21 protein-coding genes are annotated in these 21,823 nt (G+C 71.3%); 16 read left to right on the top strand and 5 right to left on the bottom strand.

Going from position 1 to position 21,823, the window contains the following annotated elements; translation table 11 throughout:
* Positions 1 to 65 precede the first annotated feature (65 nt).
* A complete protein-coding gene (locus J2S41_RS32420) occupies positions 66 to 512 on the top strand; it encodes a GNAT family N-acetyltransferase (RefSeq protein ID WP_310373706.1) in 447 nt (148 codons plus the stop codon).
* Positions 513 to 519: 7 nt separating this feature from the next.
* On the opposite strand, the gene J2S41_RS32415 is transcribed toward J2S41_RS32420, so the two are convergent.
* Together J2S41_RS32415 and J2S41_RS32410 are read right to left on the bottom strand one after the other, a co-directional pair.
* The gene (locus J2S41_RS32415) at positions 520 to 1,371 is read right to left on the bottom strand and encodes a menaquinone biosynthetic enzyme MqnA/MqnD family protein (RefSeq protein ID WP_310373703.1); all 852 of its coding nucleotides are present in this window, start codon (positions 1,369 to 1,371) and stop codon (positions 520 to 522) included.
* 62 nt (positions 1,372 to 1,433) lie between these two features.
* Positions 1,434 to 2,354 carry a hypothetical protein gene (locus tag J2S41_RS32410; RefSeq protein ID WP_310373701.1) on the bottom strand — a complete coding sequence of 307 codons (921 nt, stop codon included), beginning with the start codon at positions 2,352 to 2,354 and terminating at the stop codon, positions 1,434 to 1,436.
* Positions 2,355 to 2,449: 95 nt separating this feature from the next.
* On the opposite strand from J2S41_RS32410, the gene paaA reads away from it, so the two are divergent.
* The 5 genes from paaA to J2S41_RS32385 are packed head-to-tail and all read left to right on the top strand — an operon-like array spanning position 2,450 to position 5,910.
* Positions 2,450 to 3,385: a 1,2-phenylacetyl-CoA epoxidase subunit PaaA gene (gene paaA, locus J2S41_RS32405; protein WP_310373699.1), complete on the top strand. Its 936-nt coding sequence runs from the start codon at positions 2,450 to 2,452 to the stop codon at positions 3,383 to 3,385.
* Entirely contained in the window at positions 3,382 to 3,651 is a 270-nt protein-coding gene (paaB, locus tag J2S41_RS32400) for a 1,2-phenylacetyl-CoA epoxidase subunit PaaB (protein ID WP_310373697.1), read from the top strand. The genes paaA and paaB overlap by 4 nt, the downstream gene beginning before the upstream one ends.
* Complete coding sequence (gene paaC / locus J2S41_RS32395; RefSeq protein ID WP_310373694.1) at positions 3,648 to 4,391, top strand: 1,2-phenylacetyl-CoA epoxidase subunit PaaC; 744 nt, start codon at positions 3,648 to 3,650, stop codon at positions 4,389 to 4,391. Before paaB ends, paaC begins: the two co-directional genes overlap by 4 nt.
* Positions 4,385 to 4,840 carry a 1,2-phenylacetyl-CoA epoxidase subunit PaaD gene (gene paaD / locus J2S41_RS32390; RefSeq protein WP_310373693.1) on the top strand — a complete coding sequence of 152 codons (456 nt, stop codon included), beginning with the start codon at positions 4,385 to 4,387 and terminating at the stop codon, positions 4,838 to 4,840. Before paaC ends, paaD begins: the two co-directional genes overlap by 7 nt.
* Entirely contained in the window at positions 4,837 to 5,910 is a 1,074-nt protein-coding gene (locus J2S41_RS32385; protein WP_310373691.1) for a 2Fe-2S iron-sulfur cluster-binding protein, read from the top strand. Before paaD ends, J2S41_RS32385 begins: the two co-directional genes overlap by 4 nt.
* Positions 5,911 to 5,933: 23 nt before the next feature.
* On the opposite strand, the gene J2S41_RS32380 is transcribed toward J2S41_RS32385, so the two are convergent.
* The 3 genes from J2S41_RS32380 to J2S41_RS32370 are packed head-to-tail and all read right to left on the bottom strand — an operon-like array spanning position 5,934 to position 10,657.
* Positions 5,934 to 6,875 carry an aldo/keto reductase gene (locus J2S41_RS32380; RefSeq protein WP_310373690.1) on the bottom strand — a complete coding sequence of 314 codons (942 nt, stop codon included), beginning with the start codon at positions 6,873 to 6,875 and terminating at the stop codon, positions 5,934 to 5,936.
* Positions 6,876 to 6,899: 24 nt separating this feature from the next.
* A complete protein-coding gene (locus tag J2S41_RS32375) occupies positions 6,900 to 7,721 on the bottom strand; it encodes an SWIM zinc finger family protein (RefSeq protein ID WP_310373688.1) in 822 nt (273 codons plus the stop codon).
* Entirely contained in the window at positions 7,721 to 10,657 is a 2,937-nt protein-coding gene (locus tag J2S41_RS32370; RefSeq protein ID WP_310373686.1) for an SNF2-related protein, read from the bottom strand. Before J2S41_RS32370 ends, J2S41_RS32375 begins: the two co-directional genes overlap by 1 nt.
* Positions 10,658 to 10,752: 95 nt before the next feature.
* Here J2S41_RS32370 and mqnC point away from each other — a divergent pair, with 95 nt between their 5' ends.
* The 10 genes from mqnC to nuoF all read left to right on the top strand — a co-directional run bounded on the left by mqnC (position 10,753) and on the right by nuoF (position 21,784).
* Complete coding sequence (mqnC, locus tag J2S41_RS32365) at positions 10,753 to 11,943, top strand: cyclic dehypoxanthinyl futalosine synthase (protein ID WP_310373683.1); 1,191 nt, start codon at positions 10,753 to 10,755, stop codon at positions 11,941 to 11,943.
* A gap of 382 nt (positions 11,944 to 12,325) precedes the next feature.
* Positions 12,326 to 13,453, top strand: coding sequence for a hypothetical protein (locus tag J2S41_RS32360; protein WP_310373681.1), 1,128 nt, complete (start codon positions 12,326 to 12,328; stop codon positions 13,451 to 13,453).
* Positions 13,454 to 13,886: 433 nt separating this feature from the next.
* Complete coding sequence (locus tag J2S41_RS32355; RefSeq protein ID WP_310373679.1) at positions 13,887 to 14,579, top strand: demethylmenaquinone methyltransferase; 693 nt, start codon at positions 13,887 to 13,889, stop codon at positions 14,577 to 14,579.
* 313 nt (positions 14,580 to 14,892) lie between these two features.
* Positions 14,893 to 16,173 carry a geranylgeranyl reductase family protein gene (locus J2S41_RS32350; protein WP_310373677.1) on the top strand — a complete coding sequence of 427 codons (1,281 nt, stop codon included), beginning with the start codon at positions 14,893 to 14,895 and terminating at the stop codon, positions 16,171 to 16,173.
* A 112-nt stretch (positions 16,174 to 16,285) separates the two neighbouring features.
* Positions 16,286 to 16,651, top strand: coding sequence for an NADH-quinone oxidoreductase subunit A (locus J2S41_RS32345; RefSeq protein ID WP_310373675.1), 366 nt, complete (start codon positions 16,286 to 16,288; stop codon positions 16,649 to 16,651).
* A gap of 73 nt (positions 16,652 to 16,724) precedes the next feature.
* Complete coding sequence (locus J2S41_RS32340) at positions 16,725 to 17,393, top strand: NuoB/complex I 20 kDa subunit family protein (protein WP_310373673.1); 669 nt, start codon at positions 16,725 to 16,727, stop codon at positions 17,391 to 17,393.
* Complete coding sequence (locus tag J2S41_RS32335) at positions 17,393 to 18,115, top strand: NADH-quinone oxidoreductase subunit C (RefSeq protein WP_310373671.1); 723 nt, start codon at positions 17,393 to 17,395, stop codon at positions 18,113 to 18,115. The genes J2S41_RS32340 and J2S41_RS32335 overlap by 1 nt, the downstream gene beginning before the upstream one ends.
* Positions 18,112 to 19,437, top strand: coding sequence for an NADH-quinone oxidoreductase subunit D (locus tag J2S41_RS32330; RefSeq protein WP_310373669.1), 1,326 nt, complete (start codon positions 18,112 to 18,114; stop codon positions 19,435 to 19,437). The genes J2S41_RS32335 and J2S41_RS32330 overlap by 4 nt, the downstream gene beginning before the upstream one ends.
* A complete protein-coding gene (nuoE, locus tag J2S41_RS32325) occupies positions 19,438 to 20,442 on the top strand; it encodes an NADH-quinone oxidoreductase subunit NuoE (RefSeq protein WP_310373667.1) in 1,005 nt (334 codons plus the stop codon).
* Positions 20,443 to 20,467: 25 nt separating this feature from the next.
* The gene (gene nuoF, locus J2S41_RS32320; protein ID WP_310373665.1) at positions 20,468 to 21,784 is read left to right on the top strand and encodes an NADH-quinone oxidoreductase subunit NuoF; all 1,317 of its coding nucleotides are present in this window, start codon (positions 20,468 to 20,470) and stop codon (positions 21,782 to 21,784) included.
* Positions 21,785 to 21,823: the final 39 nt, after the last annotated feature.

Below are 21,823 nucleotides of genomic sequence, written 5' to 3'. Positions count from 1 at the left end.
GTGAGAGCGCCGCGACGGCGTACCCGGAGAAGATCATCCGGTGGTGGGCTGGCACCATGCGCGGCATGTCGAAGATCTCACTCGTGGCGGTCGACTCCGGTAACTGGCGTGCGGTGGCCGAGCTGACCGTGGCCCCGCACCAGCGCGAATGGGTCGCGCCGCCCACCTACTACCTGGCGCTCTGCCAGTACGGCGACGCCGGTTGGCGTCCGCTCGCGGTGAGCGCGGACGGCGAGATCGTCGGGTTTCTCATGTGGACGATCGACCCGGCCGACGACGCGGCCTGGATCGGCGGCGTGATCATCGACGAGGCGCGGCAGGGCGACGGACTGGGCCGGGCGGCCATCGCCGCGCTGATCGAGCGGGTGCTGGCCGAGGAGCCGCAGGTGACCGGCTTCGCGCTCTCCTACGAGCCGGACAACGAGGCGGCCCGGCGCGCCTACGCCGGTGTGGGCTTCACCGAGACGGGCGAGACCGAGGGTACCGAGGTCGTCGCCCGCCTCCCGAGGTAGCGGCGGATCAGGCGGGGAAGAACGCCGGCCCGTCCGCGGGCAGGGCCGGCGCCTCACCGCGCGCGGTGGCCCGCCGGGCGAACTCGCGCAGCCCCTCGACCTGGCGCTCGCCGAGCGAGAAGTCCAGCGCGCGGAAGTAGGTGGCCAGCGTGTCCGCGTCGAACGGCTCCCACCGGGCGGCCGAGGCCGCGACGTCGTCCAGCTCGGCCAGGCAGAGGTCGCGGGAGCGCAGGAACGCCTCGTGCACGTCCTTGACCCGGCCCGGGTGCTGCGCGGCGAAGTCACGGCGGGCGGCCCAGACCGCGAACACCATGGGCAGCCCGGTCCACTCGCGCCAGGCCTGGCCCAGGTCGGTGACGTGCAGGCCGTGGCGCGGGGCCTCGTACATGCCGCGCAGCGCCACGTCGCCGATGACCACCGCGGCGTCCGCCTCCAGCAGCATGGCGGTGAGGTCGGGCGGGCAGGTGAAGTACTCCGGGCGCACGCCCCACCGCTCGGCCAGCATCATCCGGGCCAGCAGCACGCTGGTCCGGGAGGCGGAGCCGAGCGCGACCCGGGCGCCGTCCAGATCCTCCAGCGGCTTCTTCGACACGATGTTCACGGAGAGCACCGGTCCGTCGCTGCCGACCGCGATGTTCGGCAGGAGCAGCAGTTCGTCCGCGTGCCGCAGGTATTCGAGCAGCGAGATCGGCCCGATGTCCAGGTCGCCGGCGACCAGCGCGTCGTTGAGCGCGTCCGGGCTGTCCTTGTGCAGGTCCACGTCGATGAGCGCACCGGAGCGCATCAGCCCCCAGTAGATCGGGAGGCAGTTGAGGAACTGGATGTGCCCGACCCGCGGACGCTGCACACGATCGTTCATGCCCGCCACGGTAACCGCCGGTCCGTACAAACCGCCGCAGAAGGTGTTCCAGAACGCACCCCTCAGGAGGCGCGCAGCTGGCGTCCCACCTTGCGGCAGATCGAGGCGCCGTACGCGTACCCCCGGGAGGCCGGATAGCGGGTCAGCACCCCGATGCTCCAGCCGTCGCCGATCGCCAGGCAGTTCACGTGCCACTCGCCGAGCGCGTCGCGCGTCACCCAGCCGTTCTTGATCGCGATGGTCGCCGCGGCCTCCGGCGGGAACGCCTTGCGGATGCCGAAGTCGCCGACGCCGCGGACCGCGCGCATCTCGCGCAGCAGCCAGGGCGTCCAGGCGGCCCCGGCCGCGCGCCCGTCCGCGATGCAGCGGCCGAGCAGCGCCACGTCGCGCGCGGAGAGCCGGGTGTTGCTCCACAGCTGCCGGTACGGCCCGCCGTCCATCAGCTGGCAGATGCGCTGCAGCCGCCGGATCGACTCGGACCGCCCGACCGCGGCCCAGAGCGCCTCCGCGGCCACGTTGTCGCTGTCCCGCAGCATGATCCGCAGCTGGCGCATGCGCACGTCGCCGGGCCGGCGTCCGGCCGCGTCCGCGCGGCGCAGGAAGTCGGCGCCGATCCACGCCTTGATCAGGGACGCGGTGGTGCTGGTCTCGCCGACGTTGGGCGAGCCGGAGAGCGTGCCGGTGCGGTGGTCGAGCAGTGCCCACGACCACCAGGCGTCGCCCTCGATGTGCACCGCGGCCGGGCGGACCGGGAACGCGGGCTGGGCCTCCAGCACCCGGGGCGACAGCGGCGGTACGCCGCCCTTCTCCAGAATCCGCGGCGGCAGTGCCGGCGTGTGCCAGACCGGTGCCGCGGCCCGGGCGTCGCCGGAGGCGGACACCAGGCGCGCGACGCCGACGCCGGCCGCGAGCACGGCCAGCACGGCGGCGGGCACGATCAGCCGGTGCGCCCGCGATCGCGGTGTTGCCCGTCGCTTCCCCACAGCGAGGGAGCATATCCCACAAAAGGGTAAAAGCAGTCAAATGGCACGTGTGACAGTCTATTGCAAGGGAGGACGCCCGGTGTAACACTCGGATGATGGACGGCATCGATGAGCTGACCCGCGAGGAACGCTTCGACGCCCTGGTCGCGGCCGAGGAGAAGGTCGAGCCGGCCGACTGGATGCCGGAGGCGTACCGGAAGGGGCTGATCCGCCAGATCGCCCAGCACGCCCACTCCGAGATCATCGGCATGCAGCCGGAGGGCTCCTGGATCACCCGGGCGCCGAGCCTGAAGCGCAAGGCCATCCTGCTGGCCAAGGTGCAGGACGAGGCCGGCCACGGCCTCTATCTCTACGCGGCGGCGGAGACGCTCGGCGTCACCCGCGACGAACTGGTCGATCACCTCGTCCAGGGCCGGCAGAAGTACAGCTCGATCTTTAACTACCCCACGCTGACCTGGGCGGACATCGGTGCCATCGGCTGGCTGGTGGACGGTGCCGCGATCGTCAACCAGGTGCCGCTCTGCCGCTGCTCCTACGGGCCGTACGCACGGGCCATGGTCCGCATCTGCAAGGAGGAGTCGTTCCACCAGCGCCAGGGCTACGAGCTGCTGCACACGCTGGCGCACGGCACCCCGGCGCAGCACGCGATGGCGCAGGACGCGCTCGACCGCTGGTGGTACCCGTCGCTGGCGATGTTCGGCCCGCCGGACACGGACTCGGTCCACTCCGCGCGCTCGATCCAGTGGAAGATCAAGCGTTTCTCCAACGACGAGCTGCGCCAGCGTTTCGTCGACATGTGCGTGCCGCAGGCGGAGGTGCTCGGCCTGCGCATCCCCGACGACAACCTGCGGTGGAACCCGGACCGCGGCGCCCACGACTTCACGCCGCCCGACTACGACGAGCTGAAGCGCGTCATCACCGGCGACGGCCCGTGCAACGCCGAGCGCATGGCCCACCGCCGCGCCGCCCACGACGACGGCGCCTGGGTCCGCGAGGCGGCTGCCGCTTACGCCTCGAAGCGGGCGGCATGAGCGCCGGGTGGCCGCTGTGGGAGGTGTTCGTGCGGCCGCGCCGCGGTCTCGCGCACACGCACGCGGGCAGCCTGCACGCGCCGGACGCCGCGATGGCGCTGCGCAACGCCCGCGACCTCTACACGCGTCGCCAGGAGGGCGTCTCCGTCTGGGTGGTGCCGAGCGACGCGGTCGTCGCGTCCGGGGACGAGCTGGATCCGGCGCCGGACAAGCCGTACCGGCATCCCACGTACTACTCGGTGCCGGACGGGGCGCCGCACCTGTGAGCGCCGACCTCGCCTTGTACGCGCTGGGCCTGGGCGACGACGCGCTGATCGCCGCGCAGCGCCTGGGCGAGCTGTACGCGTCCTCCCCGGAGATGGAGGAGGACGTGGCGCTGGCGAACATCGCGCTGGACCAGCTCGGCGCCGCCCGGCTGCTGCTCGGCTACGCCGCCGAGCTGACCGGCGCCGGCGACGAGGACACGCTGGCGTTCCTGCGGGGACCGGCCGAGTTCCGCAACCACGTGCTGGTCGAGCTGCCCAACGGCGACTTCGCGGTGACCGTCGCCAAGCTGCTGTTCCTCGCGGCCTGGCAGCGCCCGCTCTACGCCCGGCTGGCCGCCTCCGGTGACGAGCGGCTCGCCGGGATCGCGGCCACGGCCGGGCTGGAGACCGCGTACCACCTGGACCACGCCACACAGTGGACGGTCCGGCTCGGCGACGGCACGCCCGAGTCGCACCGGCGCATGCAGGACGCGATCGACCGGCTCTGGCCGTACACCCGGGAGCTGTTCGTCGCCGATCCGGTCGCGCGGCGGCTGCCCGGCATCGCGGCCGACCCGGACCGCGCGGAGTGGACCGGCACCGTCGAGGCGGCGCTGGCCGAGGCGACGCTGCGGGTTCCCGGCGAGGCCGGGGTGCCCGCGGGCCTGGACGGCCGGGCCGGGCGGCACACCGAACACCTGACCGAGCTGCTGGACGAGATGCAGCGGCTGCACCGCGCGCACCCGGGGGCCCGATGGTGACCGCGCTGTCCGCCGCGGCCGGGGTCACCGACCCGGAGCTGCCGTTCGTGACCATCGCGGAGCTGGGCATCCTGCGCGCGGTCCAGGTGGCGGACGACGGGCGCGTCACCGTGACGATCACGCCGACGTACACCGGCTGCCCCGCGGTGTCCGCGATCCGTGACGACATCCGTGCCGCGCTGGCCGGCGCCGGCTATCCCGAGGTGGCGATCGAGACCCGGCTGAGCCCGCCGTGGACCACGGAGTGGATCAGTGCGGACGGGCGCCGGAAGCTGGCGGACGCCGGGGTCGCGCCGCCCCGCCCGGCGCTGCTGACCATCTCGGTGCGCTGCCCGCGCTGCGGCTCGCCGGATACCGAGGAGCTGAGCCGGTTCGGGTCCACCGCGTGCACGTCGCTGTGGCGGTGCCGGGCGTGCGCCGAGCCGTTCCCGCGGGTGAAGGAACGATGACCCGGGTGGCCCGGCGCCGGCCGGTCTGGCATCCGCTGCCGGTGGCGCGCGTGGACCGGCTGACCGCGGAGGCCGTGGCGATCACGTTCGACGTGCCCGGTGAGCTGCGCGCCGACTTCGCGTTCCGTCCCGGCCAGCACGTCACGGTGCGGTACGCGCCCGCGGTCCGCCGCTCCTACTCGATCTGTTCCACCCCACAAGATCTCGATAAAACCGGAAAAATCCGGATCGGCGTGAAGGAGGTGCCGGGCGGCGCGTTCAGCAGCGCCGGGGTCCGGGCACTCGGCGCCGGTGCCACCCTGGAGGTGCTGCCGCCGCTCGGCACGTTCACCACCGACCTCGACCCGGCACGCACCCGGCGGTACGGCGCGATCGTGGCCGGCTCCGGCATCACGCCGGTGCTGAGCCTGATCGCCACCGCGCTCGCCACCGAGCCGCACAGCACGTTCGCGCTGCTCTACGGCAACCGCGCGGCCGCGAGCGTGATGTTCGCGGACGAGCTCGGCGCGCTCAAGGACCGTTACCCGGCCCGCCTGCAGATCCTGCACGTGCTCTCCCGCGAGCCCGGCCTGTCGCCCGCGCTCTCCGGCCGCCTCGACCGCGACCGCCTGGAGCTGCTGTGCGACGCCGCGATCCCGGCCGGCGCGATCGACGAGTGGTTCCTGTGCGGCCCGGCCGCGCTGGTGGAGACGGCGGAGGCGGTGCTGCGCGGCCGGGGCGCGCCGCTGGTGCACACGGAGCTGTTCTACGCCGGCCCGGTCACCGCGCCCGCCCCGCCGGTCGGCAACGCGGACGACGTCACGCTCACGGTCCGGCTGGACGGCCGCGAGTCCCGCACCACCATGCCGCGCGACGGCCGGGTCCTGGACGCGGCGCTGGCCGTCCGCGCGGAGTTGCCCTACGCCTGTAAGGGCGGCGTCTGCGCGACCTGTCGCGCCCGGCTGGTCTCCGGCGAGGTGGCGATGGCCCGCAACTACGCGCTGGAGCCGGACGACGTCGCGGCCGGTTACGTGTTGACCTGCCAGGCCACGCCGCTGACGCCCGAGGTCTCGGTGGACTACGACGCCTGACGGCCGACCGCCTGACCGGCCGGTCAGCGGATCGCGTCGAGCTTGGTCAGGTCGTCCGGGGTGAGCCGCCACGCGCCGGCGGCCGCGTTCGCCCGGACCTGCTCCGGCCCGGTGGCGCCCGCGATCACGCTGGACACGCCGCGCCGCGAGGTCAGGCCCGCGATCGCCACGTCCAGCAGGGTCTTGCCGCGCACCTGCGCGAAGCTTTCGATGGTCTCGATGACGTCCCACGGCGCGGATTCCAGCAGCGTCGCGTACCGCTCGTCGGAGAGCCGGCCGCCCGCGGGTGGCGGTGAGTCGCGCCGGTACTTGCCGCTGAGCAGGCCGCTGTCCAGTGGGAAGAACGGCAGCAGGCCCAGGCCGAAGCGCTCGCAGGCCGGCAGCAGTTCCGCCTCCGGGTCGCGGTGCAGCAGGCTGTAGCGGTTCTGCGCGCTGATGAACGGCGTGCGGTGCGCGGTGCGCGCGGTCCAGGCCGCGTCCGCGATCTCCCAGGCCGCGAAGTTCGAGCAGCCCAGGTAGCGGACCTTGCCGGCGCGGACCAGGTCGTCGAGCGCGGAGAGCGTCTCCTCTATCGGCGTGGCCGGGTCGGGCCGGTGCAGCTGGTAGAGGTCGATGTAGTCGGTGTCCAGCCGGCGCAGCGAGGCCTCGACCGCGCGCGTCACGTACCGCCGGGAGGCGCGGGCGGCGAAGTCCTGGCCGTTGCCGCCGGCCATGTCCATGCCGAACTTGGTGGCGATCACGACGTCGTCCCGCCGGCCCTTGAGCGCGGCGCCGAGGAACTGCTCGGACGTGCCGCGGGGTTCGCCGTACACGTCCGCGGTGTCGAAGAGGTTGATGCCGGCGTCGAACGCGGCGTCGACCACGGCGCGGCTGCCGTCCGCGTCCAGCCGCCGCCCGAAACTGCTGCACCCGAGGCCGATCGCGGAGACGGTCAGCCCTGAGTCGCCCAGCCGCCGATAACTCATCTCGCCCTGCCCCACTCGCGCAGCTTAGGTCCCCATTCCCTCCGGCACGTCCTCGCCGTCAAGCGAACGGTAGGCCGCGCGCAGCAGATCCACCAACGGAATATGGCGGACCCGCACGCCCGGTGGGTCCAGCGCGCGAAGCAGCAGGTCAGGCGGGGTGGTGACGCGATTCACGCGGTGCTCGCGGAGCTTCGCGGGGGAGGCGCCGGGCGCGTAGAAGCCGTCCAGCGAGTCGGCCAGCGGCACGTGCTCGACGGCCAGCGCGTCGAACACCGGGACGGTGCCCAGCGACCCCAGCAGTTCCTCCCGGGTACGGCCGCGCCAGGCCAGCACGAGGAACGGGTCGTCGTCGAAGGCCTCGGCCAGCAGGTAGAGCGCGGCGGACAGGTGCTTGCACGGGAAACCCCAGTCCGGGCAGCTGCACTCCATGTCCAGCTCGGCCGGGAACAGCGGCGCGCCCAGCGCGTCGAACACCCCGACGATCTCCGTGGGCATCTCCCCGGCCAGCAGCTTCGCGCGGTAGAGGGCCTGCGACGCGATCTCCCGCTCGATCGCGGCCCAGCGCTCCGCGTCGTACCGTTCAATGTTGATCTTGACCTTGTATGGGGCCGGCCGCGAGCCCTGGACGAGCGCGGTGACCGCGCCCGGCGCCACGGCGAGGCTGATCACCTGGCCCTTGCGGGCGTAGGCGCGACCGCGCGCGAGCCGGCCGGGGTCGCAGATGCCCTCCAGGATCTCGATGAAGTGCCGCGACCACCACTGCTCGCCGATCGTGCCGCGCCGCGACCGCGCCTTGATCCCGCCGTCGACCGCGATCGGCTTGCCGGCCTCGAAGAACCCGGCCATCACGCCACCGCCGACGGGTCCAGCGCGAACAGGTCGCGCAGCGCGTCCGTGGACAGGTCGGTGATCCAGTCCTCGCCGGTGCCGACCACGGACTCGGCCAGCGCCTTCTTCCGCTCGATCATCTCGTCGATCCGCTCCTCCAGCGTGCCGGTGCAGATGAACTTGCGGACCTGCACGTTCTTCCGCTGGCCGATCCGGTACGCCCGGTCGGTCGCCTGATCCTCGACCGCGGGGTTCCACCACCGGTCGACGTGGATGACGTGGTTGGCCGCGGTCAGGTTGAGCCCGGTCCCGGCCGCCTTCAGCGAGAGCAGGAAGATCGTCGGCTCGTCGCCGGTCTGGAACCGCTCGACCAACTCGTCCCGCCGCGCCTTGGCGAGCCCGCCGTGCAGCCACAGCACCGGGCGGTCCAGCCGGGCCTGGAGGTACGGCTGGAGCAGCGCGCCGAACTCCGCGTACTGCGTGAAGACCAGGCCCTTCTCGCCGTCCGTGACGATCTCCTCGCAGAGCGATTCCAGGCGGTCCAGCTTGCCGGAGCGGCCGGGCAGCGGGGAGCCGTCCTTGAGCAGGTGCGCCGGGTGGTTGCAGACCTGCTTGAGCCGGGTCATCGCGGCCAGTACGTTGCCGCGCCGCTCGATGCCGGTGGTGGACGAGATGGTCGCCATCATCTCCTCGACCACGGCGGCGTAGAGCGTGGCCTGCTCCGGCGTGAGCGTGCACCACACCTTGACCTCGAGCTTCTCCGGCAGGTCCGAGATGATCGACCTGTCCGTCTTGAGGCGGCGCAGGATGAACGGGCCGGTGGCGCGCTTCAGCGCGGCGGACGCGTACTCGTCCTGCCGCACCTCGATCGGCTCCTGGTAGCGCGAGCGGAAGTGCTTGACGGTGCCGAGCAGCCCCGGATTGCAGAACTCCAGCAGCGACCACAGCTCCGCCAGGTGGTTCTCCACCGGCGTGCCGGACAGCGCCAGCCGGGTCCGCGCCGGGATCGCGCGCGCGGCCTGGGCCTGCCGGGTGCCGCTGTTCTTCAGCGCCTGCGCCTCGTCGCAGACCACCCGCTCCCATCCGATCGTCTTGAGGATCTCCAGGTCACGCAGCGCGGTCCCGTAGGTGGTGATCACCAGGTCGTGCTTGTCCAGCGCGGACGGGTCGCGGCCGGCGCCGTGGTGCACGTGGACGGTCAGGCCGGGGGCGAAGCGCTCCGCCTCCTTGCGCCAGTTCGACACCAGCGACATCGGGCAGATCAGCAGCGTCGGCCGGTCCGACTTCTCCGCGACCAGCAGCGACAGCGTCTGCGCGGTCTTGCCGAGGCCCATGTCGTCGGCCAGGATGCCGCCCAGGCCCAGCCGGGAGAGGAACGACAACCAGGACAGGCCCCGCTCCTGGTACGGCCGGAGCGTGCCCGCGAAGCCCTCCGGCGTGGCGATCGGCGTCAGTCGCTCCGCGGCCTCGCCGGAGAGCAGGTCGCCGAGCGGGCCGTCCGCGTCCACGTCCACGATCGGCAGGTCCGGCTCGCCGCCGTCGACCACCTGCGCCAGCACGTCCGCCGCCGTCAGCTCGCCCTCGCGGCGCCGGCCGACCGCTCTGAGCGCGGCCTTCAGCTGCCGGTCGTCCAGCTCCACCCAGCGGCCGCGCACCCGGATCAGCGGGACCTTGCCGAGGGCCAACCGCTCCAACTCCGCCGGGTCGATCGTCTCGTCGCCGACCATCAGATCCAGCCGGTAGTCGACCAGCTCGGACATGCCGAAGCCCTGGGACGCCACCGCCTTCGGGCCCGACGTCGACCTGCTCCGGGCGGTGAGCTTCAGGCCGAGCCCGCGCTTGCCGGCCCAGGACGGTAGTTGCACGCCGTAGCCCGCGGCCTGCAGCAGCGGCGCGGCCGAGCTGAGGAAGTCGAACGCGCCGGCCGTGTCCAGCTCCATGCCGTCCGGCCGGGCCCGCCGCAGCGACTCGTAGAGCGCGGGGAACAATCGCACCGCGCGACCCAGCCCGGCCAGCAGCGTCTCGTCCGCGCGCGGCCAGTCCGCCTCGCCCTCGAAGACCGCCGCCGCGGGCACCCAGTGCGCCGGATCGTCCGTCGACTGCAGGGCGAACTCCAGCCACCACTCGTCCGTGCCCTGCACCGGCTCGTCCAGCCGGAAGCTCACCCGGGCCGGGCCGTTCGCCGCCTGCGCCGCGTCGTACCAGCCGGTCAGCGCCGTGCGGAGCGCGTCGGCCTCGGCCGGCTTCGCATCGGGCAGCCGGGGATCGTCGCCGGTCAGCGCCAGCATCCAGCGGTCGGCCAGCGGCGCGCGGCTCCCGGGCCGGTGCCCGAGCAGCAGCCGCTCCGGCAGGGCCGCCCGCGCCGCCGCGTCGACGAACAGGTCGAGGCCCTGCCGCAGTACGTCGTCCGCCCGCCGCTCCGGCTCGCCGAGCGCCCGGCACGCGGGCGGCATGGCCTGCGCGAAGGACCGGAACGCGGCCGCGTCCGCCCCGGTCAGCACGGCCCGCCAGCGCGCCTCGTCCCGTACCAGCTGCGGCAGCATCCGGCCGCGCCGGACCAGGTCGCGCGCCAGCTCCGCGACCGCGCCGAGGTAGCGCAGCGACTCCGCCGGGGCCCAGGTGCCGTCCGTCTCCGCCCCCAGGAACGCCAGCGCCGGCGCGGGGGAGAGCAGCAGCACCGGCACGGTCCAGGAGGTGAGCGACGGCGTGCGGACCGCGGCCGAGATGTCGCTCTCCGGCGACGGCATCGGCCACCGGGCCGAGCCGGGCAGCCGGATGGGGGCCACCGCGGGCTCGCCCTCCACCGGCAGCGCCGCGGCCAGGCCGGACGCGGTGGCGGCGAACGGGTGCGGGCGGGCCCTCGCGCGCCCGGGGGCGGGCGCCGGGGTCCGCGCGGTGTCCTCGGCCCAGAGCGCCGGGCGGCCGTCGTGCCAACCGCCGTGCACCACCAGCATGAGCGCCCTCTTCCCGTACCCCGGACCGTACGACGATACCGGCATCGTGACCTGGCACGCGGCAGGCCGTGACCCGTTGGACGTACGCTCGTGTGGTGACGGTGAACAGGGAGATCGACGACATCCTGCAGCGTGGCGCGGACGGTGGGCGGATCACGCCCGAGGAGGCGCTGCTCATCTACACCGACGCGCCGCTGCACGCACTGGGCGAGGCCGCGGACGCGGTTCGCCGGCGGCGATACCCGGACGGGATCGTCACGTACCTGATCGACCGCAACATCAACTACACCAACGTCTGCGTGACCGCCTGCAAGTTCTGCGCGTTCTTCCGCGCACCGAAGCACAAGGAGGGCTGGGCGCACCCGATGGAGGAGATCCTCCGCCGGTGCGGCGAGGCCGTCGAGCTCGGCGCCACGCAGGTGATGCTGCAGGGCGGTCACCACCCAGACTTCGGCACCGCCTACTACGAGGAGCTGTTCTCCTCGGTCAAGGCGGCGTACCCGCAGCTCACCATCCACTCGATCGGCCCGTCCGAGATCCTGCACATGGCGAAGGTGGACGGCATCTCGATCGAGGACGCGATCCTCCGGATCAAGGCGGCCGGCCTGGACTCGATCGCCGGCGCCGGCGCGGAGATGCTGCCGGAGCGGCCGCGCAAGGCGATCGCGCCGCTCAAGGAGTCGGGCGCTCGCTGGCTGGAGGTCATGGAGACCGCGCACCGGCACGGCATCGAGTCGACCGCGACCATGATGATGGGCACCGGCGAGACGCACGCGGAGCGGGTCGAGCACATCGCGATGATCCGGGACGTGCAGGACCGCACCGGCGGGTTCCGGGCGTTCATCCCGTGGACCTACCAGCCGGAGAACAACCACCTCAAGGGCCGCACCCAGGCCACCACCCTGGAGTACCTGCGGTTCGTCGCGATGTCCCGGCTGTTCTTCCACAACGTGGCGCACCTGCAGGCGTCCTGGCTGACCACCGGCAAGGAGGTCGGCCAGCTGTCGCTGCACATGGGCGTGGACGACCTCGGCTCGATCATGCTGGAGGAGAACGTCATCTCCTCGGCCGGCGCGCGCCACCGGTCGAACCTGCACGACCTGATCTGGATGATCCGGTCGGCCGGCCGCATCCCGGCGCAGCGCGACACGCTCTACCGCCATCTGGCCGTGCACCGCACGCCGGAGGAGGACCCGACGGACGACCGGGTGGTCTCCCACTTCTCGTCGATCGCGTTGCCCGGCGGCGGCGCGGGCCGGGCACTGCCGCTGGTCGAGGCGCACTGAGCGTATTCATTTCGTAGCGCGGTTCCCGTTGCGGGGGCCGCGCTATTGTTTTGCCCGCTCCGACCGGTCCGGCGCGGACTTTCTCAACGGTGAATGCGTTGGGTAATCGCCCGGATGCCTAGCGCAATTATGCCGCGCGGGTCGGAGCTGCGATCCTTCCCCCTTTCGGTCGATTTTTATGCTGCCTTTCGGAGAATTTTGCGGAACCACAGGCAGTCCAAAGGTCCACTTAAGCCCGATTTAAGATCACCCAAATCCGGACATTTACGGACTCACGAGGTATTGCTCACAGTGGACTGTCCGTTTTGTGCGGTAGACGAGGCGATAGGTCTTCGTTAACGTCCCTGCGTCCCGACCGTCCTCGTACCCGAGGAGTCAAACAATGTCGTTCCGCACGCGGAACATCGCCCGTCTCTGTGCCGCCACTGCGCTGGCTGCGGGCGCTACCGGGTTCTTCGCGGCCCCGGCCCTCGCTGCCCCCGCCGGCCCCGATTTCACCATCGTCACCGCCGACATCACCGGCCCGGGCGGCGCCCCCCTCGCCCCCGGCAGTGACGCCGAGGTCCTCACCACGGTCTCCAACGTCAGCGACGAGGTCATCACCGGCTTCAAGCTCACGCTGACCCTTCCGCAGGGCGTCTCCTTCAAGGGTGAGGCCGCGGCCGATTTCTGTGACTACGAGGGCCAGACGGTCACCTGCACCTTCGACGACGGCTGGGCGCTCGTGCCGGCCGGCGAGGAGGACCCGGAGAACGACATCTACTCCGCGTGGGAGGTGCCGTTCGAGGTGACCGTCGCGGCGGACGCCAAGGGCCCGGTGCTCGAGGGTGGCAAGTCCTCGGGCGAGATCGAGTTCTACGCGGACCTCGAGACCGGCGTCGAGAAGGACGCCGACTCCGGCGCGCTGACCGGGACGCAGTTCGCGCCCGCGGCGTTCTCGCCGAGCGAGACGGGCACCTTCACCACGGTCTCCTACAAGACCGCCGTCAACGCGAAGACGCCCGGCGGCCACGGCAACAAGGGCGGCCACGGCCGGGACCGTTACCGGCAGCCCGAGCGGTGGGCCGGTGGCCACAACTGCGGCCGCCCGCCGGTGCACAACCCGCCGACCGAGCAGCCGCCGACGGAGCAGCCGCCGACCGAGCAGCCGCCCACGGAGCAGCCGCCGACCGAGCAGCCCCCGACCGAGCAGCCGCCCACGGAGCAGCCGCCGACCGAGCAGCCGCCGACGGAGCAGCCCCCGACGGAGCAGCCGCCGACCGAGCAGCCGCCGGCCACCAACCCGCCGGTTCCCACCACCATCCAGCACGAGGATGAGTTCGTGGCGCTGGTCGCCGTGCCGAACGGCAACGGCGGCGGCGAGCCGGGCCTGCCGGTGACCGGCCCGCAGACCGCGATCATCGGTGGCGTCGGTGCCGCCGTGCTCGTCGGTGGCGCCGTGGTCTTCATGATGGCCCGCCGTCGGAAGATCGTCACGGTCACGCCGGGCGACGGTAACTCCGCTCTCTGAGACGGTTCCGTTACCTCTCGATAAGGTGGCGTTGAGTCACCGCTAAAGCAACGCAAAGACAACGCCGTGAGCCCCGGGCTCGCGGCGTTGTCGCTTTTCCGTCACCGGGCTCCGGCGCGGTGTCGCAAGTGGGTAGATTGCACCGCTACCTGCGGTATCGCGACCGGAAAACGTCGGGTGAGCGTCATGGATTCGCGGTCCCGCCGAGTCCGCATCGTTATCGGCGCGCCCGAAGATAATGCTCTGACCCGCCAATGAGGCGTTGATATAGAGATCGAGCGTTTCTCAACCTGGTCCCAACCCAAGGCACGCCCACCCGTTGACTTTCGCGAGGTGGGGGCGCCCTAGCCAGGTTGAGAAATGCTCGTCGAAACCGCGGACGAGGCGTCAGCCTGGTCCGCGGCTTTTTTGTGGGCTCTGGCAGAGTGGCGGAGTGAGCCGCGCAGACTTGGACAAGCAGCCCCACGAGGTCGCGTCGATGTTCGACGGCGTGGCGCGTAACTACGACCTGACCAACACGGTGCTCTCCTTCGGGCAGGACCGTGGCTGGCGCCGGGCCACGCGAGACGCGCTGCGACTCAAGCTCGGTCAGCGGGTGCTCGACGTGGGCGCCGGCACCGGCGTCTCCACGCTGGAGCTGGGCCGCTCCGGCGCGTTCGCGGTCGGGGTGGACCTCTCGCTCGGCATGCTGCGCGCCGGCCGCCGGGTGCGGCCCGACGTGCCGCTGCTGGCCGGCGACGCGCTGGCGCTGCCGTTCGCGGACGGGACGTTCGACGCGGCCACCATCTCGTTCGCGCTGCGCAACGTGGTGGACGTGGACGGCGCGCTGGCCGAGCTGGCGCGCGTGGTGCGGCCGGGCGGGCGGCTGGTGGTGTGCGAGTTCAGCCACCCGGTCAACGGGCCGTTCCGGAGCGTCTACCTGGGTTACCTGATGCGCTCGCTGCCGATGGTCGCGCGCGCGGTCGCCAGCAACCCGGAGGCGTACGTCTACCTCGCGGAGTCCATCCGGGCGTGGCCGGACCAGGCCGCGCTGGCCGACCGGATCGCCCGCGCGGGTTGGTCGTCGGTGGCCTGGCGGAACCTCACCGGCGGCATCGTGGCACTGCACCGCGCGGTCAAGCCCTGAGACGTTCCTCGCATCCGGTGAGCGCACGAACGCGGACGGTGGAGGGCCGGCGTGGCGGCACGCGCGGCCGGATCGGGCGGGCGTCGTACCGGTGAATGATGGTGGTCTGTGGCTTTTTGTGCTGGCCGGAGCCGGGTCGGTGATGCCCGTCTATGGGCTGTTTTGTCACCCGTCGGAGTGATCTATCTAGATTTACTTAACGGATCGGAAACATTTAGGGTGTCCTAAGACACACGAAGATCGGAAGCAGGCCTACACTGCTCTCGCACATGCTTGTGAAGTTCTTCACTAGCACATGCGAGGAGGTATGGCCGTGACCCAGGTTGTGGCCGAAGAGGCCGACGTCATCGTCGTGGGCGCGGGACCTGGCGGGTCCGCGACCGCATATCACCTTGCCAGTCATGGTGTCCGGGTTCTGCTGCTGGAGAAGACCGAGTTCCCCCGGGAGAAGGTCTGCGGCGACGGGCTGACGCCGCGCGCGGTCAAGCAGTTGATCAAGATGGGCGTCGACACCTCCGCCGAGGCCGGGTGGCTGCGCAACCGGGGGCTGCGGGTGATCGGCGGCGGCGTCCGCCTGGAGCTGCCCTGGCCCGAGCTGGCCAGCTTCCCCAACTACGGTCTGACCCGCACCCGGCTCGACTTCGACCAGCTGCTCGCGAAGCGCGCGGCCGAGGCCGGCGCCATCCTCCGCACCAGCACGAACGTCACCGGTCCGGTGCTCGGCCCGGACGGCCGGATCATCGGCGTGACCGCGGAGTCCGGGCCGGGCAAGGAGCCGGTCGAGTTCCGCGCGCCGCTGGTGGTCGCGGCGGACGGCGTGTCCGGGCGGTTCGCGCTCGCGCTCGACATCCGCAAGCGCGACGACCGGCCGATGGGCGTCGCGGTCCGGCGCTACTACACCTCGCCGGTCAAGCACGACGACGACTACCTGGAGTCCTGGCTGGAGCTTCGCTCCCGGGAGAACCCGGACAAGCTGCTCCCCGGATACGGGTGGATCTTCGGCATGGGTGACGGCCGCGTCAACGTGGGCCTCGGCGTGCTCAACTCCTCCACCGGCTACGGCAGGACCAACTACCGGCACATGCTGCTGGACTGGCTGGCCACCACGCCGGCCGAGTGGGGCACGGCGGACGAGGAGAACGCGGACGGCCCGATCCTCGGAGCCGCGCTGCCGATGGGCTTCAACCGCACGCCGCACTACTCGCGGGGCATGCTGCTGGTCGGCGACTCGGGCGGCATGGTGAACCCGTTCAACGGCGAGGGCATCGCGTACGCGATGGAGTCCGGCGAACTGGCGGCCGAGGTCGTCGCGCAGGCGCTGGCGCGCGCGGAGGGCCCGGAGCGGGAGCGGGCGCTGCAGGCGTACCCGGCGGAGCTGAAGACCCGCTACGGCGGCTACTACCGGCTCGGCGGCGTCTTCGTGAAGCTGATCGGCCGACCCGAGATCATGAAGATGGCCACCCGGTACGGCATGCCTCAGCCGCTGCTCATGCGGTTCGTGCTGAAGCTGCTGGCCAACCTCACCGACCCCCGTGGTGGTGACGCCATGGACAGGGTCATCAATGCGATGACGAAGGTGGCCCCCGCCGTTTGACCACCCCCGGTAGCGACCCGGTTTCGAGCCGCTAATAGTGTCAGTGTCACAGAGATCACATAGGTAACGAAAACGAACCATCCCCCACCCCCGTCCGGACCCAGGAGACGACATGTCGTTCTCGCCGTACGTGCCCATCGTTCTGCTGTTCGTCCTCGGCGCGCTGTTCGCGCTGTTCTCCGTGTCGATCGCGCCGATCGTGGGCCCGCACCGCTACAACCGGGCCAAGCTCGACGCCTACGAGTGCGGCATCGAGCCGACACCGCAGCCGGTCGGGGGTGGGCGTTTCCCGGTCAAGTTCTATCTGACCGCGATGCTCTTCATCGTCTTCGACATCGAGATCATCTTCCTCTACCCGTGGGCCGTGACCTTCGATGCGCTCGGCCTCTTCGGGCTGGTCGAGATGCTCCTGTTCATCGGCACCGTCTTCATCGCGTACGCCTACGTCTGGCGGCGCGGCGGTCTCAACTGGGACTGACGCGCACCCCCGCACAACCGCGCACAACCCCTGCACAACCGGCACATGAACGGATGGGAAGGAGGGCCGGGCAATGGGTATCGAGGAGAAGCTGCCGAGCGGGATCCTGCTGACCAGTGTGGAGAAGCTGTCCAACTGGGCGCGCAAGTCGTCGTTCTGGGGCGCCACCTTCGGCCTGGCATGCTGCGCCATCGAGATGATGGCGGCCGGCGGACCCCACTACGACCTCGGGCGGTGGGGGATGGAGGTGTTCCGCGCCTCGCCCCGGCAGGCCGACCTGATGATCGTGGCGGGCCGGGTGAGCCAGAAGATGGCGCCCGTCGTCCGGCAGATCTACGACCAGATGCCGGAGCCTCGCTCGGTCATCTCGATGGGCGTGTGCGCCTCGTCCGGCGGCATGTTCAACAACTACGCGATCGTCCAGGGCGTCGACCACATCGTGCCGGTCGACATCTACCTGCCCGGCTGCCCGCCGCGCCCGGAGATGCTGATCGACGCGATCCTCAAGATGCGCGAGAAGGTCATGGCGGCGCCGCTCGGGCCGAACGGGCGCAAGATGCTGGAGGAGCGCCGGGCCGAGGGCAGGATGCCGCTGGTCGCTGCCGGTGCCATGCCGTCGTCGTACCGGGCGGATCCGGCGCGGCGCGCGCAGTGGGAGCAGGCCGTCCGGGAGGGCCGCGAGGAGCAGCTCCGCATCGAGAACTGGATGAAGGCGCAGAACCACCTCCGGGAGCGTTCCTGATGACGGCCCCACAGAACCCGAGCTCCACCGCGGCCACGCCGGCCGGCGCCACCACCACGGCCCCGGCCGACTACCCGCCGTCCACCCGCGCCGGGAAGGGCCTGTTCGGCGTGGCCGGCACCGGCGACACGTCCGGCTTCGGCGGGCTGGTCCGGCGGCGGCCCGAGTTCGTCCCGCCGCCCCGGCCGTTCGGCGGCTACCTCGACGAGGTCTACGACGCGCTGGAGGAGGCGTACCCGCGGTTCGGCGACGCGGTCGAGAAGGTCGTGGTGCACCGCGGCGAGCTGACGCTGCACATCGTGCCGGAGCGGATCGCCGAGGTGTGCCGGGTGATGCGCGACGACGCGGCGCTGCGCTTCGAGCTGTGCTCGTCGGTGAACGGCGTCGACTACCTCGGCCAGGACGAGCGGCGGCTGCACGTGGCGTACCAGTTGACGTCCATGACCTTCCGCCGCCGCGTGCGGCTGGAGGTGGCGGTCAGCCCGGACGCGCCCCAGGTGCCGAGCGTGACCGCGGTCTACCCGACCGCCGACTGGCAGGAGCGGGAGACGTACGACATGTTCGGCGTGATCTTCACCGGCCATCCCAACCTGACCCGGGTCCTGATGCCGGACGACTGGGAGGGCCACCCGCAACGCAAGGACTACCCGCTCGGCGGGGTCCCGGTGGAGTACAAGGGCGCCGAGATCCCGCCGCCGGACTCGCGGAGGACCTACCAATGAGCCAGTCTGGTTACGCCGCCGAGCGCGAGACCACCGAGGGCAAGGTCTTCACCGTCACCGGCGGGGACTGGGACCAGGTCGTCTCCGGCATCGATCCGCTCACCGACGAGCGGATCGTGGTCAACATGGGCCCGCAGCACCCGTCCACGCACGGCGTGCTCCGGCTGGTGCTGGAGCTGGAGGGCGAGACGGTCATCGAGGCCCGGCCGGTCGTCGGCTACCTGCACACCGGCATCGAGAAGAACCTGGAGTACCGCAACTGGGTTCAGGGCTCGACGTTCGTGACGCGGATGGACTACCTGGCCCCGATGCACAACGAGACCGGCTACGCGCTGGCCGTCGAGAAGCTGCTCGGCATCGAGGACCAGATCACCGAGCGCGCCACCACGATCCGGGTGCTGATGCTGGAGCTGAACCGCATCTCCTCGCACCTGGTCTGGCTGGCCACCACCGGCATGGAGCTGGGCGCGATCTCGATGATGCTCTACGGCTTCCGCGAGCGGGAGTACATCCTGGACATCTTCGAGGAGGCCTCCGGGCTGCGGATGAACCACGCGTACATCCGGCCCGGCGGGCTCGCGCAGGACATCCCGGACAGCGTGGTGAAGAAGACCCGCGAGTTCCTGAAGTACCTGCCGAAGAAGCTCCGCGAGTACGAGGACATGCTCAGCGGGCAGCCGATCTGGCACGAGCGGACCAAGGGCGTCGCGGTGCTGGACGTGACCGGGTGCCTCGCGCTCGGCATCACCGGCCCGGTGCTGCGCGCCGCCGGACTCGGCTGGGACCTGCGGAAGACCATGCCGTACTGCGGGTACGAGACGTACGAGTTCGACGTCCCGACCGCGACCACGGCCGACGTGTGGGGTCGCTACCAGGTCCGGCTGGCCGAGATCCGCGAGTCCATGAAGATCATCGAACAGGCGCTGGACCGGCTCCGGCCCGGCCCGGTGGTGATCGCGGACAAGAAGATCGCCTGGCCCGCGCAGCTCGCGATCGGCGTGGACGGCATGGGCAACTCGCTGGAGCACGTCGCCAAGATCATGGGTCAGTCGATGGAGTCGCTGATCCACCACTTCAAGCTGGTCACCGAGGGCTTCCGGGTCCCGGCCGGCCAGGTCTACGTGTCGATCGAGTCGCCCCGCGGCGAGCTCGGCGTGCACGCGGTCTCCGACGGTGGCACCCGGCCCTACCGCGTGCACTATCGCGAGCCCAGTTTCGTCAATCTCCAGGCCATCCCCGCGATGGCCGAGGGCGCGCTGCTGGCGGACGTCATCGCCGGCGGTGCCTCGCTGGATCCGGTCATGGGCGGATGTGATCGATAGATGACGACGACGGTCTTCACGGAAACGGTCTACGAGCGGGCGCGGGCGATCCTGGCCCGCTACCCGGAGGGGCGTGAGCGATCGGCGCTGCTCCCGCTGCTGCACCTGGTGCAGAGCGAGGAGGGCTACGTCAGCCCGGCCGGCGTGGCGTTCTGCGCGGAGGTGCTCGGCATCAACAAGGCGCAGGTCGGCGCGGTCGCCACGTTCTACACGATGTACAAGCGCCGGCCCACCGGCGACTGGCTGGTCAGCGTCTGCACGAACACGATGTGCGACGTGCTCGGCGGCCAGCAGGTCTACGAGACGCTCTCCGAGCTGCTCGGTGTCGGCCACGACGAGACCACGGCGGACGGCCGGATCACGCTGGAGCACGCGGAGTGCCTCGCGGCCTGCGACTACGGGCCGGTGATGACCGTCAACTACGACTTCTTCGACAACGTCACGCCGGACTCCGCGGTCGAGGTGGTCGAGGCGCTGCGGGCCGGCACCCCGCCGAAGCCCAGCCGCGCGCCGCGGCTGTGCACGCTCAAGGAGATGGCGGTGCAGTTGGCCGGCTTCTCCGACCCGCGCGAGGGCGCGGTGGGCGAGGGCGTCGCCGGCGCACCCACGCTGCGCGGCGTCACGCTCGCCCAGCAGCACGGCATCGCCGTGCACGGCTTCGACCCGGACACGCCGATCCCCCGCAAGGACGCGGACGGTACGCCGGCCAGGTCGGTGCCGGCGAAGGTGGCCGACGCGGTCAAGTCCGTGCCGGCGAAGGTCGCCTCGGCCGCGACCGCGGCGAAGGACGCGGTCACGCACCGCAAGCCGAGCGAGAGCTCCGGCGGCGACGTCAAGGACCCCGAGGTCCGCGCCGCCGAGGCCCGCAACCCCGACGCCAGGACGCCCGAGCCGGACGCGTCCGGACGCACGGCGCCCGGCAACACCGGCGACGCGGCCGGTGACGCGAAGCCGGCCGGCGACGACCCGGGCCCGCAGCGGCAGAACCTCAAGGACGCCCAATGAGCTTTTCGGACTCTCGGGAGGAACGGTGACCTCTCCTCGACGTGAGGTGCTGGAGAAGCTGACTCCGGTGCTGACCAAGCGCTGGCTGTCGCCGGACGCATGGGACATCGACGTCTATGAGCGGCTGGACGGCTACGCGGCCCTGCGCAAGGCGCTGGACGTCCACCCAGATGATCTTATCCAATTGATCAAGGATTCGGGACTGCGCGGTCGTGGCGGCGCGGGCTTCCCGACCGGCCTGAAATGGGGCTTCATCCCGCAGGGCGACGGCAAGCCGCACTACCTGGTGATCAACGCCGATGAGGGCGAGCCCGGGACCTGCAAGGACCTGCCGCTGATGACGCACGACCCGCACGCGCTGATCGAGGGGGCGATCATCGCCTCCTATGCGATCCGCGCGGAGCGGGCGTACATCTACATCAGAGGTGAGGCAGTTCACGCCGCGCGGCGCCTGCGGAACGCGGTCGACCAGGCCTACGCCCGGGGATACCTGGGCCGGAACATCCTCGGCAGCGGGCTGAACGTCGACCTCGTGGTGCACAGCGGCGCGGGTGCGTACATCTGCGGCGAGGAGACCGCGCTGCTCGACTCGCTGGAGGGATTCCGCGGCCAGCCCCGGCTGCGCCCGCCGTTCCCGGCAACGCACGGGCTCTACGCCAGCCCGACCGTGGTCAACAACGTCGGGACGATCACCAGCGTGCCGTACATCGTGCTGGGCGGCGCGGCCTGGTGGAAGAGCATGGGCACGGAGAAGTCGGCCGGTCCGATGATCTACTCGCTGTCCGGCCGGATCGCGAACCCCGGCCAGTACGAATGCGGCCTCGGCATCACGCTGCGCGAGCTGATCGAGCTGGCCGGCGGCATGCTTCCCGGTCACGAGCTGAAGTTCTGGACACCGGGCGGCTCGTCCACGCCGCTGCTGACCGCGGAGCACCTGGACGTGCCGCTGGACTTCGAGGGCGTCGCCGGGGCCGGGTCGATCCTCGGCACCACGGCCACGCAGATCTTCAGCGACCAGGACTGCCCGGTCTACGCCACGTACCGGTGGCTGGAGTTCTACCACCACGAGTCGTGCGGCAAGTGCACCCCGTGCCGCGAGGGCAACTACTGGATGACCCGGGTGTTCCGCCGAATCCTCTCCGGCGAGGGCACCTACGCCGACCTCGACACGCTGCTGGACACCTGCGACAACGTGCTCGGCCGCTCGTTCTGCGGGCTCGGTGACGGTGCGACCAGCTCGGTGACGTCCTCGTTGAAGTACTTCAAGCAGGACTACCTGGACTACATCGAGGGGCGCAAGGCTCCTCGACTCTCCTCCAAGCAGCTGGTGGGGGCGCACTGATGGGCGCGAGGAGTGCGGCGGAGCCGACGGCACCGCAGC

It is taken from the genome of Catenuloplanes atrovinosus (assembly GCF_031458235.1).
GTDB classification, from domain to species: Bacteria; Actinomycetota; Actinomycetes; order Mycobacteriales; family Micromonosporaceae; genus Catenuloplanes; species Catenuloplanes atrovinosus.
Note: the sequence above shows the minus strand (reverse complement) of the source record. Positions and strands in the feature narration are given on the sequence as shown.